Genomic DNA, 13,793 nt, shown 5'->3' with positions numbered 1-13,793 from the left:
TCCGCTACGCGTGCAGTCGGCTGAGGCGCGTGGACCGGCTCGCCCTGACCAGCGCGGCCCAGGACTCGATGAGCAGCGCGAAGTCCTCCATGTCCTGGCGCGCCTCGTCGAGCAGCCGCCCGCGCCGGGGCACGAGGGAGTCGGCGAACCCGGCGTACTTGCCGCCGAGCTTGCGGTAGGAACGATCGAGGGCGTCGAGCCGCGCCACGTTCTCCGCCGTGTCCAACCGGGTGCTCTCCCGGACGAGTTCGGCGATCCGCGCCACGCGCACCCGGTGGCGCTCGTCGAGCAGCGCGGACCCGGCCGCCGTCATCTCGCGGTAGACGTGGTTGAGGTAGAGCATCGAGAGGAAGAACTTCACGAACCGGTTCTGGTACGCGACGAAGCCGGATTCGGTCCTGCGCTCGCCCGTGTAGAAGTTCACGATGTTGCGGTTGTGCACGACCCCGGGCAGCGTGGCGTCGTACACCAGGTGCAGCAGGAAGTAGTCGCTGCCGATGGTGTCGGTGGCCGGGGGCAGCGGCACCTGCTCGTGCACGCCGTGGAAGCTGACGTTGCACATGTCGACCCGCATGGGGTCGACGAGCGTCAGCTCCGCGCGGTCGCCCGTGAACGGGGCGTGCCCGGCGCCCCGGAAGGACTCCTCGACCAGCTCCCGCTTCTGCTCGGCGGACCAGTCCGACGGCGCCCACAGGCTGACGACGTCGTGGTAGACGTCGCGGTCCAGGTCGCGCATCTCACCGATGTCCACGGACAGCTCGCCGATGAACGAGGACCCCACGAGCGCCACGGGTTTGTCCGCGTGCTCCGCCGCGAGGTCACTGCCGGTGACGCCGCCGGCCGCGTCGGCCGCGCGCTTGCCGAGGGACATCAGCTCGTGGTGGACGGGGTAGACGGGCTCGCCGCCCAGGACCTGGTAGTCGCTGTCGGAGTCCCTGCGGTGCACCGACGCGCAGCCGAGGGCCGCCGCGATGAGGAACGCCCGGTTGGTGCAGGCGCCGTAGGACACGGCGGCGGGCAGCATCAGATCGAGCAGCAGGTCCTGCTTGACGGCGCCCGCGGCGTCGATCACCTCGCGCAGGAAGTCGCGCTGCTCGTCCTCGCCGAGGTGATGGACCACGACCCCCGCGGCGGCCGACGCCGTCCGGGCGGCACGGGCGTGCTCGGCGAAGGTCGCGGGCCCGGAGGAGTCCAGGACCAGTACGTGCACCTCGACGTCGAAGGTGCGCACCGCGTACTCCGCCTCCTGGAGCAGGGCCACGATCATCGCGGTGCACGCCCTGTTGGTGGGCAGGGTCAGGCAGATCTTGCGCATGGCGTCTCTTCGCTTCCCCACTAGGCGTTGTCGGCGTGCCAGGAGCTGAGGCCGAGGAGCTTCTCGCCGAGCTCGGTGAGTTCGGCGGTGCCGTAGCGCAGCGACTCGTGCTTCGTGGCGTCGCCGACGAGCGTGGCGTTCCAGTCCGGCGTGGACAGGTTCCGCCAGGACTCGACGCGCGACTTGCGCAGCGCGTGGCTCTCCTCGAGCGCCGGCATCATGGAGAGGTACTGCACCGAGCGGACACCGTTGTCGGAGGTGTTGGGGGCGACGCCGTGCGCCAGCATGCCGTTCCAGATCAGCAGGTCGCCCGCCTTCAACTCGGGGCGCACCACAGGGAATTCGGCCCGGTCGGTGTTGGGGCGGATCGGGTCGCGGTCCGCGGGCTGGTCCAGCTTCCACCGGTCGAACTGGCGGAACAGCTCCGGTGAGCACTGGAAGCCGCCCAGCTCGGGCTGGGTGTCGTGGAGCGCGATGATGCCCTGCACCCGCTGCGGCAGCACCCCGCGGGTGGAGTCGACGTCCCAGTGCAGCTCGATGTCGAAGCCCTCGTCGGTGGGCGCGATCAGTGCGCGGTCACGGTTCTTGACGTTCGGCGGGTTGAGGTTCAGCCGGTCGAGGGTGACCCACAGCTCCTCGCAGTCCCACACGTCGACGAACGCGTCGTAGACCCGCTGCGTCTGGCGGCTGTCCCAGATGAGCTGGTGGTGGTACGCCTCCACGAAGCCGTAGATGTAGAGGTCCCGCTCCAGGTCGGTGCCGAACTCCCGCTCCTCGTACCAGGTGTCGGGCCGGGACCGGTCGAGTCCCTGGAACTCCCAGGCGAAGTCGAGCAGACGGCCCGCGGCCTCGGTGGATATCGCCTCCGGGACCACCACGTAGCCGTACGTCTGCCAGGAGGTGAACTGCTCCTCGGTGAGGACGCGGAGCGGGAGGTCCTTCTTGATCTCGTTCAGCGGGAACTGCGCCAGGTACGTCTCGCCGTCCGCGCTGAAATACGGGCGGTCCGACGCGGCACGGTGCAGGAATGCGTACGGGGTGGACATGCGGGGTCCTCCAAGGCTGCTGGGACGCGGTGAAGGGGGGCACTTGTGGGCACGGCGAAAGGGCAGGAGGGGCCGCGGCCCGGCGGTTTCGCGCGTGGGGGGAGGCCTCGCTGGGGGAGGCGGCGACGAGATCGGCCGAGGCGCTGCCGTCGTCGAGGTCCGGGAGCGACACTGCCCGCCGGACCGGTGGCGGTACCGGGGCGGCGCGTGCCGCGATGGACGCGGGCGCCCGGTCGCGGGGCGTCGCGCGATGACGTGCCCCGGTCTGACCGAGGTCGGAGTGCGTGCGGGTTCGTTTCCCGCTGACCGCATGGGGCGCGGTGTGCGGGCGTGAGAGAAGGGTGAGAGGTGTTGAGAGGTGTGACGGATGGTCGGTGCGGCTGCCGTGGCGTGGGGATGGTCGGTCCGGGGCCACGGGGGTGGCATGGCGTGCGGATCGCGTCGGCGGGCCGGGGCCGAAGGGTGCTCGGCCGTGGTCCGCCGGGCCGCGCGCTCGGCCAGGTGCGTCCGGGGCGGGCGGCGTGGTGGGAGGAGGGGCAGCGGGGTGGCAGGGCTGCGGGGCACTGTCGTGCCGGTGGCGCGAGCGCCGCGGTGCTCGGTGGCGACAGAGCCGGTGGTGCTACCTCCTCGTACTCGACGCCGCTCCCGGGGCAAGAAGCCCGCGGTGGACGCGCGATGCCGGCCGTCCCGCGCCGCGGCGGGTCCGCACCGGAGTCCTGGGTCCGGCGGACACCCGCCCCGGAGTGGACTAGACCAGCTTCGGTTTCCACCAAAGATGGACTAGACCAAGGGCGAAGTCAACCCCCGCCCGAAGCGGGTGTGTTGCCGCGTCCACGACCAGGGGCGGGGCCCGTGGAGCTGCCCCCGAGGCCCCCGCGAACTGCCCTTTCGGGCAGTCGTGGAAGGCTTCGGGCGCGCCCGCGCGCACGGCTGCGGGGCGGCCCGGCGTCGGGCCGCCCCGGTGCTCAGGAGGCGCCGACGAGCACCTCGGCGACGGCGATCCCGGAGACCCGGGTGGCGCCGTACGTCGTCACGTGGACCGCGCCGACCTGCTCGCCCGCGGGCACGCCCATCTCCACCACCAGGGCGTCCGGGCGGCGGCGCACCAGGCCTTGGAGCGCCTGGGACATCCACGGGTGCCGGGCCGCGTCACGGACGACGACGATCAGGTCCCGGCCGTTCGCGGGGGCCAGGGCGAGACGGTCGAGGAGGTCATCCTGGCCGGTCAGCTCGGACTCGGAGATCCGCACGGACGTGGTGCCCGGGCGCAGCGCGCGCAGCGGTTCGCCGACCCCCCACGGGGTGGCGCCGTCGACGGCGAGGCTCATGGTGGGGGAGAGCTCGACGACGTGCGGGTCGGCCGCGAGCGGGAGCTCGGCGCCGTTGGCGCTGCGGTGGACGCGCACGGCGCGGCGGGCCGCGACCAGGCCGATGTCGGAGGCGTCCGCCTCGGGGTCCGCCTGCCGGGCGAGTGCGGCCGACCAGGTGGCGAACTCGCCCACGCGAGCCGCCGCTTCGGTCAGGCGCTCCTCGGGCAGAGTGCCGTCGAGCACCGCGCGCACCAGGGCGTCGGCGAGGTCGACCGTGGTGGACTCCTCGGCGCTCTCGCCGCCGACGCAGACCGCGTCCACGCCCGCGGCGACCGCGCGGACCGTGGCGCCCGTGATGCCGTACGGGCCGGTCACGGCGCCCATCTCGATGCCGTCGGTGACGACGAGGCCGGTGAAGCCGAGCTTCTCGCGCAGCAGGCCGTTGATGATCGGGGCGCTGAGTGTGGCGGGCATCTCCTCGTCGTGCGCCGGGACGAGCATGTGCGCGGTCATGACGGCGCGGACGCCCGCGTCCATCGCGGCCGCGAACGGCGGCAGGGCGGTGCGGGCGATCTCGTCGGCGTCGGCCGTGAACCGGGGCAGACCGTGGTGGGAGTCGACGTCGGTGTCGCCGTGGCCGGGGAAGTGCTTGGCGCAGGCGGCGACGCCGACGGACTGCAGGCCGCGGATCCAGGCGGCGGTCTGCCGTGCCACCACGTCCGTGCTGGCACCGAACGAGCGGACGCCGATCACCGGGTTCATGGCGTTGGAGTTCACGTCGGCGCTGGGCGCGAAGTCCAGCGAGACGCCGATCGCCCGGAGCTGGCGGCCGATGTCGCGGGCGACCTGCTCGGTGAGGTCGGGGTCGTCGATGGCGCCGAGCGCGAGGTTGCCGGGCCAGGACGCGCCGGTGCGGGCGCCGATGCGGGTGACGTCGCCGGCCTCCTCGTCGATGGCGACGATCAGGTCCGGGTTCTCCGCGCGCAGGGCCGCGGTGAGGGCGGCGACCTGCTCGGGGCTCTCGATGTTGCGGCCGAAGAGCACCACGGACGCGAGCCCGTCGGCGATCCTGCGGCGCACCCAGTCCGGGGCGGTGGTGCCCGCGAAGCCCGGTTGGAGCACGGAGTTGGCCAGCCGGGTGAGGTGCGGGTGGCTGTCGCTTGCCATGAGGGACCTCCGGGAGGAGCGGGGTGCGGGATCGGCGGATCGGTCGACCGCGGCGAAAGCGGAGCGAACGAGGTGGATATTGGCCTATACCAATCAACCGCGTCAAGGAGTCGTTCCGTGCCGGTGTGTGCTCAAATGCGCTGCCCAGGCGGGGGGTTCGGGGCCGTCACGGAGTGCGGCCGTCCGGTGTTGACCCGCGCCTCACGGGCCTCAGTCGTCGATCATTGGCCTAGACCTTTAGGTGAGGGGCGAGTTTACGTCGATTGCCTGTCTCACGTGCATCGGACATCCGGGTTGCCCGGGTCAGCCGAAGGATGTACGTGAATGTCGTTCAGGCTGTCGATCCCGTTCCGTCGGCCGCGGCGGAGCATGAAAGGAGATCCCGGACTGAAGGCGGTGCCACGATGCTGCACGAAGGACTTTCCTCCCCGCACGGCGGAGTCTCCTCCCCGCACGACGGACGTCTCTCCCCGCGGGGCGGATCCCCGGACGGCGGACTGCCCGCCCTGCTCGGCGAACTGGCGCGGCTCGCCCAGCTGCCCCTGGAGCGCGGTGAGACCCTGCCCGCCCGGGCCTACACCAGCGCGGACTTCCACGAACTGGAGATGGACCGCATCTTCGGCGGCGACTGGATCTGCGTCGGCCACGTCTCACAGGTCGCCCGCCCCGGCGACTATCTGCGCGTGGACGACCTCGGCCGGCCCTTGGTGATCACCCGTGACGAGAACGGCGACCTGCACGCGCTGTCGAGGGTGTGCAGGCACCGCTTCATGGACGTGCTGCCGCCCGAGTCGACCCCCGACCAGGGCTCGCTCAAACGGCTCACCTGTCCGTACCACACCTGGACGTACCGCCTGAACGGCGAGTTCGCGGGACAGCTCGCGGGCGCCCCGCTGATGAACAAGGTCGAGTTCGACCGCGCCGCCTGTCGGCTTCCCCAGTACCGCCTGGAGGTCTGGCACGGCCTGCTGATGGTCACTGCGGACCCCGACGCGGCCCCGCTCGCCCCGCAGCTGGGCGCACTCGAGGCCACGGTGGCGCCGTATCGCGTCGAGGACCTGGTCGTCGGGTTCACGGCCCGCTGGGACGGCGTCCCCGCGAACTGGAAGGTTGCGTTCGAGAACGGTTCGGAGAACTACCACCACATGGGTTCGCACGCCGACTCCCTGGAGCGGATCCTGCCCGGCAAGGACACGGTCGTCGACGAGTGCGAGGGGCGCGGGTTCAGCATGTACACCCCGTTCGCCCTCGACATGGAGATCCCGCAGGGAGCGGACGGCATGGACCTGGTCGGCACCCTCATCCCGGGACTCGGCATGCGCCAGCTCTCCGGCATGACGGTGGCGGGTGTCTTCCCGAATCTGGCGATGGCCATGATGCCCGACAGCGTCGCGTTCGCACGCTGGATCCCGAGGGGCCCGGGCGGCCACGACGCGGTCTTCACGATCCTGGTCCCCGAGGAGGCCAAGGAGCGGCCCGGCTTCGACGCCTATGTGGAGGCCTCCCGGCAGCAGTTCGAGATCATCCAGGCGGAGGACCTGGTGGCCATCCGCGGTGTGCAGCGAGGTCTCGCCACCGACCCCGCGCCCTCGGCGGGCCGCTTCTCCCATCTGGAGCGTCCGCTGTGGCAGTTCCAGCGGTATCTGGCGGAGCGCCTGGCCGGGGCGGGGACCGTGACGTCCTGAGCGGGCGATGAGGCCCTGGGCAGGTGCCTGGAGGGCGGCAAGGGACGGCCGCGGAGGGGGGGGTTCCAAAGGGGCGACCGCGGGGGGCCGCAGGGGGGCGTGGAGGGCCATACGGGGCGTTCACGGAGATCAATATGAACGCAATCCCCGGGCTCTCGTACGCCACTTCACCGGTGCCTAGCATCGAGCCCTCCGCGCGAGGGCCGCGCCTGGAGGCCCGGGGAAGGACGACTCATGGGCAACTGGCTGACCGCACGGCGACCGCGCCGTTCCCACACGTCCCACCGGCGGGGGTACGCCGCCGTCCTCGCCGGTGGCGTCGTCGCCCTCATGGCGGGCCTCGCGGGACCGGCCCCCGCCACCGCGGCCGACCCCGGACGCCCCCACCCCGTGGACTGCCCGGCGAGCGTGGGCGCGCAAGCCACCTGCTACACGGGCCGGGACGGCAACGGCGCGTACTACACCATCGCCGTCCCCCGGGACTGGAACGGCTCCCTGGTCCTGCACGCGCACGGCGGCCCCGACCTCGGCGCCGGTTCCGACCCGCGGCGCAGCATGGAGGACCTCGACCGCTGGTCGGTGCTGGTGGACGAGGGGTACGCGTGGGCGGGCTCCTCCTACCGCCGGGGCGGCTACGGCACGCGGATGGCGGCCGCGGACACCGAGAACCTGCGCAGGCTCTTCGCGCGTGAGTTCCGGGCGCCGCGGAAGACCTACCTGCACGGCCAGTCCTGGGGAGGTGACGTCGCCGCCAAGGCCGTCGAGACCTACGGCTCGCGCGGCCGACGGCCCTACGACGGCGCGCTGCTGACCAACGGCGTGCTCGGCGGCGGCTCGCGGGGCTACGACTACCGCGTGGACCTCCGCGTCGTCTACCAGTACTACTGCCGGAACCACCCCCGGCCGTCCGAGCCCCCGTACCCGCTGTGGAGCGGACTGCCGAAGGACTCCACGATGACGGGCGCCGACCTGGAGGCACGGCTGCAGGAGTGCACAGGCCTGGGCTCCGCGCCCACCGACCGCACAACCCGCCAGCAGCGCAACCTCGATGACATCCTCGCCGTCACCCGGATCCCGGAACGCAGCCTGGAATCCCACCTGAAGTTCGCGACCTTCACCTTCCGCGACATCGTCGACAAGCGCCTCGGCGGGCGCAATCCCTTCGGCAACAAGGGCGTGCGCTACTCCGGTTCCCACGACGACAAGACCCTCAACGCCGGGGTGCAGCGGTTCTCGGCCGATCCCACCGCGGCCCGCGACCTGTCGTACGACAGCGACCTCACCGGAAAGGTCTCGATCCCCGTGCTCACGCTGCACGCGATCGACGACCCGACGGCCTTCGTCGAGCACGAGGCGGCCTACCGCGCCTCGCTGCGCGGAGCGGGCCGGGACCGGCATCTGGTGCAGACGTTCACACGGGAGAACGAGCACAGCGGGCTGAGCAAGGCCGAGTACGCCAACTCCCTCGCCGCGCTGGACACCTGGGTGCGCACGGGCAGGAAGCCCACGCCGGCGTCCGTGGCCGCCGCCTGCCCGGCCTTCGACGCGACGTACGGCACGGGCTGCTTCTACGACCCCCGCTTCGTGCCGGGGGAGTACGCCTCGCGGGTGCGGCCGCGCCCCGGCGGTCACTCCTGGCCCGCGATGACGGCGGCGCAGGAGCGGAGTTGGGGGCGCGTCCCGGGCGTGGGCATCGCGCCCTGACCGGTCGCCCGGCTGTCCGGGCGCCTGCTCGGTGACGACACCGGGCCCGGTGGCGCGGGGAGTCCGTGCTCCGCGCCGCCGGTTCCAGGGGGCCGCGCGCCTCCGATCCCAGAGGACCGCGCCCGCCGGTTCCGCGGGACCGCGCGCCTCCGGTTCCGCGGGACCGCGCGCCTCCGGTTCCGCGGGGCACGCTTTGTCCTGACGCGAGAAAAAGTTGCGTTCCTTGTCGCGCAAGGGGTTCCGGGTTCGATGAAAGCTGACTAGCGTCCCGCCCCAAGTCACCCGCACGTGCCCGGAGCCCCTGTGGCGCCGGACGCCACACCGTGCGCGTCGCGGTGGCAGGAACGCCAGGTCCCTTCGCCTCATCACCTGCCGGGAGCAGCAATGAGCGCACGGTCGTACCGAAGATTCCGTACCCGCTTGAGCTTATGGGCCGTCGGATCCCTCCTCGCCGGGGTCACCGGGGCCACGGGCGCCACCGGAGCGGCCTGGGCGGCCCCCGCCCCGGCGACCGTCTCCGCCGCCGACGATCCGAGCCCCTTCGTCGAACTCCCGCCGCAGGAGCCGGGGGTCACCCAGCGCGTCTACGACATGCAGCGGCCCTTGAACAAGCTGTGCGAGCTCAAGCCCGGGCAGACCCCGAACGTCGACGAGCTGAAGCCGGTCGTCGACTGGAAGGAGGCCGCGGACTTCGGCGGCCTCGCCGACAACTTCGTCTCGCACACCATCGCCAACCTCGACGTCCCGCAGGACGGCACCTACACCTTCCGTCTCACCAGCGACGACGGCTCCCGGTTGCTGATCGACAACAAGCGGGTCATCGACCACGACGGCCAGCACGGGCCGAGCCCCAAGGAAGGCACGGTCGAGCTGACGGCCGGATACCACGCGCTGTTCATCGAGCACTTCGAGGCAGGCGGGGAGCAGCAGGTCACGCTCGCCTGGAAGCCGCCGGGCGCCGGTGACTTCGCCGTCGTGCCGAACTCGGTCCTGAGCACCGACAAGGGCGTCGTGCGCGTCACCGCGCCGGGCCGCAAGGAGTGCGCGGGCTCCACGGAGACGCCGGGCGACGGCCTCCCGCTGGACGGCGTCCACCCCGACTACCGGCTCACCGACCTCAGGCCGAAGGGGTTCGAGCCGCAGGTCTCCGCGATGGACTGGCTGCCCGACGGCCGCCTCGCCGTGGCCACCTGGGGCGGCACCGACAACACCAAGGGCGAGGTCTACCTCCTCGACAACGTCACCGGGAGCACCGGCCCCGAGAAGGTGACCACCAAGAAGGTCGCCGAGGGCCTGAAGGAACCGATGGGCCTCAAGTACGTCGACGGCTCGCTGTACGTCTCCCAGAAGCACGAGCTGACCCGGCTGAAGGACGACAACGGCGACGACGTCACCGACGCGTACGAGACCGTCGCCACCTGGCCGTTCGGCAAGAACTTCCACGAGTTCGCCTTCGGCCTGCTCTACCGGGACGGCTTCTTCTATCTGAACCTGTCCGTCGCGATCAACCTCGGCGGCGCCACGACGGACCCGCAGCCCGCGAAGAACCGCGGCACCACCATCAAGGTCAACCGCGCGACCGGCGAGGTCTCCTACGTCGCGGGCGGCCTGCGCACGCCCAACGGCATCGGCTGGGGACCCGAGGGCGAGCTGTTCGCCACCGACAACCAGGGCGGCTGGCTGCCCTCGTCGAAACTCCTGCACGTCAAGCAGGGCCGCTTCTTCAACCACCACACCAACCCCGACGGGCCGTTCGACGACAAGCCCGTCACCCGTCCCGTGCTGTGGCTGCCGCAGAACGAGATCGGCAACTCGCCGAGCACACCGGTCCTCCTGAAGGAGGGCACCTTCGCAGGGCAGTTGCTGTTCGGCGACGTGACGTACGGCGGGGTGCAGCGGGCGTCCCTGGAGAAGGTCGGCGGCGAGTACCAGGGCGCGGTCTTCCGCTTCACGCAGGGCCTGGAGGCCGGAGTCAACCGGCTCAGCACGGGGCCTGACGGCGCCCTGTACGCCGGTGGTCTGGGAGCCGGCGGCAACTGGGGCCAGCCCGGCAAGCTGAAGCACGGCCTGCAGAAGCTGACGCCCCAGGGCGACGACGCCTTCGACATCAAGGCCATGCGGGCCACGCGGACCGGTTTCGAGATGGAGTACACCAAGCCGGTCTCCGAGGCGACGGCCGCGAAGCTCGCCGCCCGCTACCAGGTCACGCAGTGGCGCTACGTCCCGACGGCGGCCTACGGCGGACCCAAGGTGGACGAGGAGACCCTGCCGGTGCGTTCGGCGACGCTCTCGTCCGACCGCAAGAAGGTCACCCTGGAGATCCCGGGCCTGAAGGCCGACCGCGTCGTCCATGTGCGCTCGCCCCGCCCCTTCACCGCCGAAGGCGGCACGAGCCTGTGGAGCACCGAGGCGTGGTACACCCTGAACCGCATCCCCGGAGTCAAGCCCGCCCCGCAGACGCTGTACGAGGCAGAGGAGGCGCGGCTCGACGGCGGGGCCCGCACCAACGACAACCACGCCGCGTACTCCGGCAGCGGATTCGTCGACGGCTACGGCACCAAGGGCGCGAGCACCACCTTCGACGTCCGGACGAAGAAGGCGGGCACCTACGACGTCGGCCTGCGGTACGCCAACGGCCCCTATCCGCAGGCAGGGACGAAGACCCTGAGCGTCCACGTCAACGGCGAGAAGGTGCGGCAGACGAAGCTCCTCTCCACCGGCACCTGGGACAAGTGGTCCACGCGGACCGAACGCCTGAAGCTGCGGGCGGGCGCCAACACCATCACGTACCGCCATGACGAGGGCGACACCGGCCATGTGAACCTCGACCTGCTCGCCGTCCATCCCCAAGGCGCCAAGGCCACACTCTTCGACGGCGTCGACCGCTCGCCCTGGCAGCACACCGACGGCCGCACCCCGCAGTGGCCGCTCGTCGGGGACGGCGCGATGGAGGTCTGCTGCGGAGACATCCGCACCAAGCAGGCGTTCCAGGACTACGAACTGCACGTCGAGTTCTGGCTGCCGAAGCTCCCACCGGACGTGACCGGCCAGGACCGCGCGAACAGCGGCGTGTACCTCCAGGAGCGCTACGAGATCCAGATCCTGGACTCCTACGGCGACGACTCCCCGGCCGACGACGAGGCCGGTGCGATCTACAAGAAGAAGGCCCCCGACACCAACGCGGCCAAGCCTCCGGGGACCTGGCAGACGTACGACATCACCTTCCGCGCCGCCCGCTACGACGACAGCGGCAAGAAGACGCAGGACGCCCGCGTGACGCTCGTGTGGAACGGCGTCAAGGTCCACGACGACGTGGCGATCGACGGGCCGACGGGAGCGGGGGATCCAGAGGGCCCGACGGCGGGTGCCGTACGGCTCCAGGACCACGCGAACGCGGTGCGGTACCGGAACATCTCGATCCAGCCGCTGTAGGCCTCGCGGTCGACGCGGGCCCCAGGAGCGAGCCCGGTTGCCGAGCCGGCCGTCACAGGCCCATCGGTGACCGGGCTCGCTAACCGGGCTGATGACGCTCGCCGCGAGTGGACCGGTGTCCCTCGCCCTGGCCGGGTCGATGCCCCTCGCCGCCGAAGCGCCAGGCGTCGACATCGCGGTAGCGGATGGGGCCCGGGCCGCGACCGAAGTTGCTGGCGACCAGGTGCAGGCGCTCGGCCTGCCAGGGGCGGCCGGTGAAGCCGCTCAGTCCGGCGGCGGCCGCGACCGCGCACGAGGGCGTGTCGCGGCGTGCCCGGGCCAGGGTCAGATGGGGGCGCAACGGCCGGTCCGCGAAGCTGATTCCGCACTCCTTGACCACCGCGCGCACCTTGGTGGCGAGGTGACCCAGCTCGTCGAGGTCGCCGTCGACACCGCTCCACAGCACCCGCTCGTCGAAGTGCCCGCCCCCGAGCAGCGCCAGGGTGAGCGGGCGGTGGGCGGCCGCAAGGGCCGCGAGCGGCGGGCGCAGCGCCGCGACCGCCGTGTGCGGGACCTCGCCGAGGAACGCCAGGGTGATGTGCCAGTCCTCGATGCGGTTCCAGCGCATCCGCGGATGCGCGCGGTAGGCGGGGGCGAGCTCCCGGGCCAGTTCCTGTTTCGCGTCGTCGGGCGGGGCGAGCGCGATGAACGCGCGGACGGTCTCGGGTCGGATCTCTTCGTTCACAGGGAGTTCGTACCGCACCCGGATGCCGCGCAGGTCGTCGGCCCCGCCCCGAGGCGTACGGCGGCCGCGCCCCACCGCTTCCCGCCACGCCTCACCGCGTCCGACGCGCTCCGGCGCCGACGCGGGCGTAGGGTCCGATGTCATGCAGCCCTCATGCCCCACGCCGTCATGACCGGCCGCCGCAGCGCCGGACTGCTCCTCCACCGCCGCACGGGCCCCGCGGCCGAGGTGCTCATCGGCCACATGGGCGGACCGTTCTGGGCCCGTCGTGACGAGGCGGCCTGGTCGATTCCCAAGGGGGAGTACGGCGACGAGGAGGAGCCGTTGGCCGCGGCGGCGCGCGAGTTCGAGGAGGAACTCGGCCTGCCCGCCCCCGACGGGCCCTACCAGCCGTTGGGCGAGGTGCGGCAGGCGGGCGGCAAGACCGTGACCGTCTGGGCCGTCGAGGCCGACCTGGACCCCGATGCGGTGGTCCCGGGCACGTTCCGGATGGAGTGGCCGCGCGGTTCGGGCCGTGTCGAGGAGTTCCCGGAGCTGGACCGGGTGGCCTGGTTCCCCTTGGACCGGGCGGCCGACAAGCTCGTGGCGGGGCAGCGGGTGTTCCTGGAGAGACTGGCGGGGCTGTCGGGAGGCTGAGGGACACGCGCGTCCAGGAGGCCCCGGCTAGGCGCGCTCGCTCGCGTCCCCGGCGTGGGCGAGGGCGCTGGGTGTGAGACGGCCGACGATCGCCGGGGCCTCCTGGACGAGCGTGTCGTCGGTGAGCGCCTCGACCATGAACAGCGCGAAGTCCACCCGGTGCGTCAGGTCGCTGGCCAGGATCGGGTCGCCGACATGGCGGCTCCACACGGGCAGGCCCTGGCTCTCGCCCTCCTTGAGAGTGCTGCCGCGCACCACGGTCCATCGGGTGTCGCTGGCGAACACCCGGCGGCACGCCTCCACTTGGTCGTCGATCTCGACGGCGCGGACGAGCCTGCCGAGGAGGGCGGCGACCCGGACGCCCAGGAGGAACATCCGTGAGTACCGGTCCTGGCCGTCGCGCGTGATGTGCCAGCCGCACGAGAAGACGAGGCGCGCACCCGGCCGCGCGTGGTCGAGGACCGCCTGGGCCGTCCCCGACGCGTACTGCCGCACCCCCCAGGGCACGAGGACCGTCAGCACCCCGTCGCATCCGTCGACCGCCGACCGGATCACCTCCGGGTCGTCCGTGGGCCCGGGGACGACGGTCATCCGCCCTTCGAACGCCGCCAGCTTCGGCACGCTGCGCTCCCGGCACACGCCGACCACCTCGTACCCGCGCTCCAGCGCGTGCCGGACCATGTACTGGCCGAGCTTCCCCGAAGCCCCGATGACGCAGACCTTCTTCATGCGATCCGTACCCATGGCGCGACCCTTCGCCGAAATGCGTACCTT

Annotated in this window: 9 protein-coding genes; 4 read left to right on the top strand and 5 right to left on the bottom strand. The window is 71.9% G+C overall.

The features are described 5' to 3' along the window. Window positions 1–4: 4 nt before the first annotated feature. From QUY26_RS01245 to QUY26_RS01235, 3 genes are all read right to left on the bottom strand, one after another. A complete protein-coding gene (locus tag QUY26_RS01245) occupies window positions 5–1,315 on the bottom strand; it encodes a DUF6271 family protein (protein ID WP_289943229.1) in 1,311 nt (436 codons plus the stop codon). 20 nt (window positions 1,316–1,335) lie between these two features. Beyond that, the gene (locus tag QUY26_RS01240) at window positions 1,336–2,361 is read right to left on the bottom strand and encodes a phytanoyl-CoA dioxygenase family protein (RefSeq protein WP_289943228.1); all 1,026 of its coding nucleotides are present in this window, start codon (window positions 2,359–2,361) and stop codon (window positions 1,336–1,338) included. Between the two features lie 965 nt (window positions 2,362–3,326). After that, on the bottom strand, window positions 3,327–4,838 hold the full coding sequence (locus tag QUY26_RS01235; protein WP_289943227.1) for a glycoside hydrolase family 3 protein: 1,512 nt from the start codon (window positions 4,836–4,838) through the stop codon (window positions 3,327–3,329). A gap of 404 nt (window positions 4,839–5,242) precedes the next feature. Between QUY26_RS01235 and QUY26_RS01230 the strand changes: the two genes are divergently transcribed. The 3 genes from QUY26_RS01230 (at window position 5,243) to QUY26_RS01220 (ending at window position 11,659) form a co-directional block, all read left to right on the top strand. Further along, window positions 5,243–6,523, top strand: coding sequence for an aromatic ring-hydroxylating oxygenase subunit alpha (locus QUY26_RS01230; RefSeq protein ID WP_289943226.1), 1,281 nt, complete (start codon window positions 5,243–5,245; stop codon window positions 6,521–6,523). Between the two features lie 234 nt (window positions 6,524–6,757). Further along, window positions 6,758–8,227 carry a hypothetical protein gene (locus tag QUY26_RS01225; protein ID WP_289943225.1) on the top strand — a complete coding sequence of 490 codons (1,470 nt, stop codon included), beginning with the start codon at window positions 6,758–6,760 and terminating at the stop codon, window positions 8,225–8,227. A 384-nt stretch (window positions 8,228–8,611) separates the two neighbouring features. Further along, window positions 8,612–11,659: a family 16 glycoside hydrolase gene (locus QUY26_RS01220; RefSeq protein ID WP_289943224.1), complete on the top strand. Its 3,048-nt coding sequence runs from the start codon at window positions 8,612–8,614 to the stop codon at window positions 11,657–11,659. 79 nt (window positions 11,660–11,738) lie between these two features. On the opposite strand, the gene thpR is transcribed toward QUY26_RS01220, so the two are convergent. Then, the gene (thpR, locus tag QUY26_RS01215) at window positions 11,739–12,383 is read right to left on the bottom strand and encodes an RNA 2',3'-cyclic phosphodiesterase (protein WP_289955371.1); all 645 of its coding nucleotides are present in this window, start codon (window positions 12,381–12,383) and stop codon (window positions 11,739–11,741) included. Between the two features lie 168 nt (window positions 12,384–12,551). Between thpR and QUY26_RS01210 the strand changes: the two genes are divergently transcribed. Further along, a complete protein-coding gene (locus QUY26_RS01210) occupies window positions 12,552–13,019 on the top strand; it encodes an NUDIX domain-containing protein (protein ID WP_289955369.1) in 468 nt (155 codons plus the stop codon). Window positions 13,020–13,046: 27 nt separating this feature from the next. Here QUY26_RS01210 and QUY26_RS01205 read toward each other — a convergent pair whose 3' ends face one another. Further along, on the bottom strand, window positions 13,047–13,763 hold the full coding sequence (locus QUY26_RS01205; RefSeq protein WP_289943223.1) for an NAD(P)-dependent oxidoreductase: 717 nt from the start codon (window positions 13,761–13,763) through the stop codon (window positions 13,047–13,049). Window positions 13,764–13,793 lie beyond the last annotated feature (30 nt).

The organism is Streptomyces flavofungini (assembly GCF_030388665.1).
In the GTDB taxonomy this organism is placed as follows: Bacteria; Actinomycetota; Actinomycetes; order Streptomycetales; family Streptomycetaceae; genus Streptomyces; species Streptomyces flavofungini_A.
Note: the sequence above shows the minus strand (reverse complement) of the source record. Positions and strands in the feature narration are given on the sequence as shown.

Bases quoted from the DNA above. Each gene is read 5' to 3' on its own strand.
- QUY26_RS01210 (WP_289955369.1), top strand. From the start codon at position 12,552: ATGACCGGCCGCCGCAGCGCCGGACTGCTCCTCCACCGCCGCACGGGC.
- QUY26_RS01225 (WP_289943225.1), top strand. From the start codon at position 6,758: ATGGGCAACTGGCTGACCGCACGGCGACCGCGCCGTTCCCACACGTCC.
- QUY26_RS01245 (WP_289943229.1), bottom strand. From the start codon at position 1,315: ATGCGCAAGATCTGCCTGACCCTGCCCACCAACAGGGCGTGCACCGCG.
- QUY26_RS01205 (WP_289943223.1), bottom strand. From the start codon at position 13,763: ATGGGTACGGATCGCATGAAGAAGGTCTGCGTCATCGGGGCTTCGGGG.
- QUY26_RS01220 (WP_289943224.1), top strand. From the start codon at position 8,612: ATGAGCGCACGGTCGTACCGAAGATTCCGTACCCGCTTGAGCTTATGG.
- QUY26_RS01240 (WP_289943228.1), bottom strand. From the start codon at position 2,361: ATGTCCACCCCGTACGCATTCCTGCACCGTGCCGCGTCGGACCGCCCG.
- QUY26_RS01230 (WP_289943226.1), top strand. From the start codon at position 5,243: ATGCTGCACGAAGGACTTTCCTCCCCGCACGGCGGAGTCTCCTCCCCG.
- QUY26_RS01235 (WP_289943227.1), bottom strand. From the start codon at position 4,838: ATGGCAAGCGACAGCCACCCGCACCTCACCCGGCTGGCCAACTCCGTG.